General features: G+C 59.2%; 6 protein-coding genes. All 6 read right to left on the bottom strand.

What is annotated here, in order from left to right; translation table 11 throughout:
* Window positions 1–91 precede the first annotated feature (91 nt).
* Complete coding sequence (locus L0H14_RS12115; protein WP_301417951.1) at window positions 92–271, bottom strand: DUF4244 domain-containing protein; 180 nt, start codon at window positions 269–271, stop codon at window positions 92–94.
* Window positions 272–331: 60 nt separating this feature from the next.
* Window positions 332–766: a type II secretion system F family protein gene (locus L0H14_RS12110; RefSeq protein ID WP_301417953.1), complete on the bottom strand. Its 435-nt coding sequence runs from the start codon at window positions 764–766 to the stop codon at window positions 332–334.
* The gene (locus L0H14_RS12105; protein ID WP_301417955.1) at window positions 763–1,386 is read right to left on the bottom strand and encodes a type II secretion system F family protein; all 624 of its coding nucleotides are present in this window, start codon (window positions 1,384–1,386) and stop codon (window positions 763–765) included. The genes L0H14_RS12110 and L0H14_RS12105 overlap by 4 nt, the downstream gene beginning before the upstream one ends.
* Window positions 1,383–2,585, bottom strand: a complete 1,203-nt coding sequence (locus L0H14_RS12100; protein WP_301417957.1) for a TadA family conjugal transfer-associated ATPase — start codon at window positions 2,583–2,585, stop codon at window positions 1,383–1,385. Before L0H14_RS12100 ends, L0H14_RS12105 begins: the two co-directional genes overlap by 4 nt.
* Complete coding sequence (locus tag L0H14_RS12095; protein WP_301421956.1) at window positions 2,585–3,460, bottom strand: hypothetical protein; 876 nt, start codon at window positions 3,458–3,460, stop codon at window positions 2,585–2,587. Before L0H14_RS12095 ends, L0H14_RS12100 begins: the two co-directional genes overlap by 1 nt.
* A partial coding sequence (locus L0H14_RS12090) for a hypothetical protein (protein WP_301421955.1) occupies window positions 3,441–3,640 on the bottom strand: 200 nt, incomplete at its 5' end. The genes L0H14_RS12095 and L0H14_RS12090, both read right to left, overlap by 20 nt.

Below are 3,640 nucleotides of genomic sequence, written 5' to 3'. Positions count from 1 at the left end.
GGCCCCCGCCCCTAGTGTGTTTTTTTTTTCGGGTCGTTGGGTCCCGCCGGGGGGGGGGGGGGCCGGCGCCCCGGCCGTCTCGTTATTGGGATTAGAAACTCAGAGCGCGTTCAATGAGACCTTCCAACAGGCCTTGGACGGTTCCTGACGATATGACTGCGGCGAGCACGCCGGCAAAAGCGACGGCCGCCAATGTGACAATCGAATATTCTGCGGTGTTTGCGCCGCTGTCGTCGGTCAGGTCGAGGATAAGGGGACGATCGTGTTCCATGGTGTTCTCCTTGATTTCAGATGGGATAGCTGGTCGATATTTAGTTATGGGTCTGGGCTTTTAGCCGGGCAGCAGGGCCATCACCATGGGGACGATGCCCAGCAGGATGAAACTGGGGAGCATGCAGATTCCGGTGGGTAGCACCAGCCGGATGGCCAGCTCCTGGGCTAGCTGTTCGGCTAAACGTTTGCGGTTGGCACGTAGGGCGGTGGCTGCTGTCGTGAGCATGTGGGCTGAAGGAACCGCAGAGGTGTGGACGAAGTGAAGTTCATTGGCCAGCTGGTCTAGTTGGCGGTCTTCACGGGCATCTTCCCAGGCCTCTTCCCAGCCCATGCCCAGCAGTAACTGATTGGCAACCCGGGTGAGTGAGTGGCAACCAGGCAGGTAGTCACCCACTGCTGCCAGTCCATTGGCCAATGAACTGCCCGAGGCAAACAGCTGTGCCAAGATGTCCAAGACAAGTGCTGGATCAGTGGCGGCTTGGTTGGTGTTCATGGTTCCTCCGCTGTTTTCATCATGCGTCGCGTCCAGATCCGTCCGACTGCCGCAAGAGCAGCACCAGAAATCAACAGGATCCAGCCGGTCCCACTGGTGAGCAGCTGCCCAATAGATGCGCCGAGCATATGTGCAAGTCCTAGACCGGCTACCGGTAACCAGGCCAGCAGGTTTGCAGTAGATTTGGGCCCGGCTGAGGCAGCTTCGCGAGCTTGTTGGGCGTCTTCTCCTGCTTCTAACGCATCGGCGAGGCGGTATAGAACCTGTGACAGCGACATTCCAGTGTGTTGGGCCAAAGTCAGGGTTGCGGCCAATTGCTGCCAGTCGTTGGTCTGCCCCGGCCCGGTAACCTGCGCGAAGTACGGCTGGTTCAATAAACTGACCGCATGTTGACGGTTGACCACGTGGTGGATGCAACAACCCGGATCAGGGTCTTCGGGTGCAGGTTTCCAAGAGCACGGCTGGTGTGCCTGGGCTACCTCGGGCCAAAGTTGGCTCAAGGCACGGCCTGCGGATAGCAGTGCTGCGGCCTGTCGAATCATGCGAATGAACTCAGCGTGGTGCTGGGCCGCACGGCGTTTCGCAGTGATCAACCTGAGGATCGCTCTGAACGGGTTCATGCTGCCTCCCTATGACCAGCTGTCAGGGAGTCCAGGAGTCCTAGACCGGTGCCCTCTATGACCTGCTGCCCTACGGTAGTGAGCACCGGAATGAGGTGCAGGTCTGCGTCGTCACCGGTTTTGGATAATAATGCGATTTCGGCCGGGTAACGCCGACCATCCTCGCTACGGGTGAGGTGAATGACGACGTCGATGGCCGAGCGAACCTGTAGTGCTGCCGTGGTCGGACCCAGCCCGGCGAGCGCAGACATCGCATGCAGTCTGGCCGGGACATCGCTAGCCGAGTTGGCATGGACGGTCCCGATGGCCCCGCGGTGGCCGGTATTCATTGCTGTAAGAAAGTCAGCGACTTCGGCGCCGCGACATTCTCCAACAATCACGCGGTCGGGACGCATACGAAGTGCCTGGCGGATCAGGACCGGCAGACCGATGCTGCCTTGGCCTTCGGTGTTGGCGTCGCGAGTAGCCAGACCCACCACATGAGGATGATTGATATCCAATTCAGGGGTATCTTCGATCGTTAATATGCGCTGAGCGGGGTCAACCGTGGCCAAGAGTGCGGCCAACAGCGTTGTTTTCCCCGAGCCGGTAGCCCCGGAGATAAGCATGTTGGTGCGATTTTGCATCAGGTGACCGATAACGTTCAGCCACTTCTGGGCGCCGGGCCAGTCTGTAGACAAGGTTTCCAGGCTCGGCTGCGTGCGCGATGGCAAGCGGATGGACAGCTGTGGCCCCTCGGTGGCGATCGGTGGAAGCACGGCGTGAATTCTAGCGTGACCAATTTGGACGTCACCGTAAGGCATACCTTCATCGAGTCGTTTACCCCCTTGGCCCAACAAGCGCACTGCGAGCGCCTTGGTTTCTGTGGCGTCCAGGATCGTGTCGGTTCGTCTGAGTCCGGTGCCAGTATCTGTCCAGATGTGACCGCGCCCGTCCACGATGATGTCGGTAACGTCTGGGTGCCGGGTAAACTCGGCGAGCGAACCCAGGCCCAGCAGGTCGTCGACCATGTGTTGCATGGTTGCTTTGGCCTGGCTGGTGGAGGCGACCGGCACGTGTTTCGCTACGGCCTGTGCCACGACGGCTGGATTAGGTTGGGTCTGGTGGTCCTGGGCGCTGAGGCGAGAAGCCAACCAATGTTTAGCAGCGGCTAGTCCCCCGGTTTTCTCGGGTCGTTGGGGCACCCATCCGCGTCCCATTAAAGGTCACCTCGTTCCATCCAGCGGCGCATACCTTTGCGCCGTCGAGTGTTTGTATAAATAAATTCGAAGTCCCGGCGGGTGCCATAATCCGGAATACGGTGTGAGGCGTAATCCAGTTTCTTATACGGGTCAAATTTCACGTAGAGCGGTCGGGAAAAGTCATCAACGTGCACCACTTGGGCGCCGTCGGCCGCAAGACGCTGAGCCATGAACAGATCGGCACCGCAATTGACCACCACGTGACGGAAGTGTTGGCGGGCGGCATCGGTCGTCTCGGCCAGCAATACGGAGTTCAACGGATTGGCACCGTTGCGCTGCAGCATCAGGGTAACGCCCTCCCAGACTGGCGCATTGAGTAAGTAAATGTGCGGCGAAGGCATCGAAAAGTCAAAGTCCAGCACTTCGATGGCGTGATCGGTGGCTTCCAGTATCGTGTCGGTTAGCGTTCCCGCAGCGTCGGCGTCAACAAACAACGTTCCGCCAGCTGCTGCGCCAGCCGTCGCATAGGCCATAGCAACCGCAAGCAATGGGTAGCTGCCGTTACCAGTTTGGACGGTGGCCCACACAGTGTTGTGCTCGGCACGTGGAAAACATTTTGATACCAGCCAGTGTTCAAACGTGGCTTCATGTTCTGGGTAGTGCCACTGCCTGGCGTCGGCATACACTGTGTTCCCCGAAACCTGGATGTGGACGACTTTGGATGCATCCTCGGCGTGCGGGAGTTCGACAATGTCCAGGCCGAGGGCGGCGGCTACCGCATAGACGGATTCGGCAGCCTGACTGTTTGCGTCCCGGGTATCGACCAGGATCGTCCTCGGGCTGTGCGACGGCGTTTTCTTCTGCCTTCTGGGTCTACGTTGCGTGGTTGTCATGCATCAAGCATCGACCACGCAGCTCCTTCGAGATCAGATGCACGGCAGCATTGTGGATAAGCTCCACGACTTCAGGGGCCTGTGGATGATCAGCCGTGAGGTTAGCGTTACCCCGTACGGTTGACCCCATGAAGGTCAATTCCCGGATGGTCCGGGTCGTAGAAGGCTGTTGGCACGGGT

Source organism: Yaniella sp. (assembly GCF_030453185.1).
Classification (GTDB): domain Bacteria; phylum Actinomycetota; class Actinomycetes; order Actinomycetales; family Micrococcaceae; genus Yaniella.
Note: the sequence above shows the minus strand (reverse complement) of the source record. Positions and strands in the feature narration are given on the sequence as shown.